The sequence below is a fragment of the Nitritalea halalkaliphila LW7 genome (assembly GCF_000265075.1).
Lineage (GTDB): Bacteria > Bacteroidota > Bacteroidia > Cytophagales > Cyclobacteriaceae > Nitritalea > Nitritalea halalkaliphila.
The window spans coordinates 1-2,358 of sequence record NZ_AJYA01000108.1 but is presented as its reverse complement, the minus strand read 5'-3'; the positions used below and the strand labels follow the sequence as shown (position 1 = coordinate 2,358).

General features: G+C 39.4%; 2 protein-coding genes. One reads left to right on the top strand and one right to left on the bottom strand.

Going from position 1 to position 2,358, the window contains the following annotated elements; genetic code table 11:
• Positions 1-1,064 (bottom strand): vitamin K epoxide reductase family protein (locus A3SI_RS16630; RefSeq protein ID WP_009057812.1); only part of this gene is annotated, 1,064 nt, incomplete at its 3' end.
• A gap of 805 nt (positions 1,065-1,869) precedes the next feature.
• On the opposite strand from A3SI_RS16630, the gene A3SI_RS16620 reads away from it, so the two are divergent.
• On the top strand, positions 1,870-2,358 hold a 489-nt coding region (locus tag A3SI_RS16620; RefSeq protein WP_009057810.1), incomplete at its 3' end, for an IS66 family transposase.

Below are 2,358 nucleotides of genomic sequence, written 5' to 3'. Positions count from 1 at the left end.
TGACTAATAGTTTTATACTTAATGGCATCTTCTCCGCCGGGATGAAATACAACCTGTAAGTTTATGTTTCCTGAAGCAAACAATTCTTCCAAGATAGGATGTGAATTAGCACATGGCCCGCAATAAGGATTGCATACTTTGAGTACATGATATTTAGCATTTCCCCCTTTAAGCATTATTCCCAATCCTTCTGGATTATTGGAAATTCTTCTTGAACCCGATAAAAAATGATCGAAGATTTCGGTGTTGGAGAGAAATCTGGCAAGCTTGCTTTTTTGCTTTTGGAGTTCCTTTTCGGTCAGTAAATAGGGCTTAAGACTCAGCCAAGCTACTATAGATCCGATATATAGAAAGGAAAACAAAGCCAAATCCTGTAATTGTATGGAATCTGTGTTTACCAGAAAAATCTGACTAAGCAGGATTTCTGCGAGCAGTACTGCCGAGATCCAAAGACATAGCACACACCACTTCCTGATTTTTGCCCATTGGTAATAGATGGATATGGGAATTACAAATACTCCAGACAGACTCAAATAGCTAAGCAGCTGCAAACCTGATCCTGAAAATGAAGTCAAAAGCAAAAAGAGAACTCCAGAAAAGAAATAGGCAAAGGCTATGATGCTTAAACTTATCCCTCCTGGCAAAGAAAAGGAAGAGGTAACTGAATTACAGTCTATATTCTTGCCGCCCGTACAAAAATCCCTTATGGCCTTGTTGTCTTTATCAACTTCTGACCAAAGCAAAACCGAGGAAATGAACAATCCAGTAACTTTAAGAAGGAAAAGGAACAAAATTATAAGCGCTTGGTATGGGTTTGCGAAAATAGGCTGATAAAAAGCAATTAACCCAATGAGGCTTATTAGTCCTAGGAGACCAAGCAATGATCGGAACACTACAACTTCCCGATGTCTTTCTTTGTATCCAGGTTCACCTGATTTATCAGACTTTTCCAATAGCAGGGTTACACCTGTCCAGTTTTTGGCAAAATCCTCTTTTGAAGTATTTTTGATTTTTCCCTTTTCATCCAGGTAGGATACGGTATCTATTTGCGATTTAGTAAGCACACTAAAAAAAGGAAGTTCCTTTCTTGAATCTGTATTATACAGGGAAGCGGAATTTGATCCAGCTTTTCTATTGAAAGGTTAAGTCCAAGGCTGTCCACCTTATAATGGTTCAAGTTATCTGAAATGGAAAGCAAGGATTCCTGCTCGGGATGGGATGCTACTCTTTCTTTCAGGTAGCCCTTTGTAAAAGGAATATCCAGTAGCAACAGAATTTTCTTCAAAATCAAAAAGGAATTCCCCATAAAAACTTAAGTTTTAAAGCACCTAATTATTCTACCGATTGCTTCAAAAAATCAAGGCACATTTAAAACTAATCATTATATTTTTAAATTCCAAATACCCGAAACACTGCAACCCTTTGAAAATCATTAAATTAAATTGCTGCATACTAATATATCAGAATTAAATTTTATACCGCACGTTTTACCCCTCCTAATTCAAAATAATCAATAGTCTAATTTACTCATTACAGAATTTAAAACTTTTTTACTCTTTTTATAAATAGTTTAAATGCATCCGTTCGACGAATCCCATATTTTCTGTAGGCGTGGGATTTTGTAGTCTTGCAGAATGAAAAGAAGAGATAAAGCGTTTTACCAAGACCTTTTTACCGCGAATGGCTTAGTTCTAGTTTAAAGAAGTCAAAGGCCGCATGACACTTCCTGAAACACTACGCAGAGAAGATGTTTATATCAACCTACGGAGTCTACAGAAGGATGCGTCGTTATCGGTGAAGAGGTGACTGAATATCCAGACAGATGGCTATGGGGTATAGCATTCCCTATTCGATCAGCATCCCAGCATTATGCTGTCTTTTTGCATGGCACATGCACGGCGCAAGTTCTTGGAAGCAGAAAAGTACGATCAAGAGGATGCGCAGTATGTCGTAGGGCAGATGCGTGTGCTCTATGCTTTAGAAAGTAGTATGAGGGAAGCCTGTCTAAGCGCCGAAGCACGCGCCAAGCTGAGACAAGAGCAGGCCATTCCAATACTGGAAACGTTGGGCAACTGGTTAAATAAAAATCTGTACGCCTATCCCCCGAAAAGTCCGATGGGTGAGGCCATCGCATATGCTCACTCTCGCTGGGCAGGTTTAAGCTTCTATACGCTACATGGCGACATGGAAATCGATAATAATTTAGTCGAAAATGCTGCCATGTACTCCTTTATGGCAAGCTGTAAGCGAAATGGTGTCGATGAAAGAGAGTGGCTAAGTGATATTTTTGATCGCGTACAGGGAATCATGCATAAGGAAATCTTCAAGCTACTGCCTTCTAACTGGGCCAAGTACAGA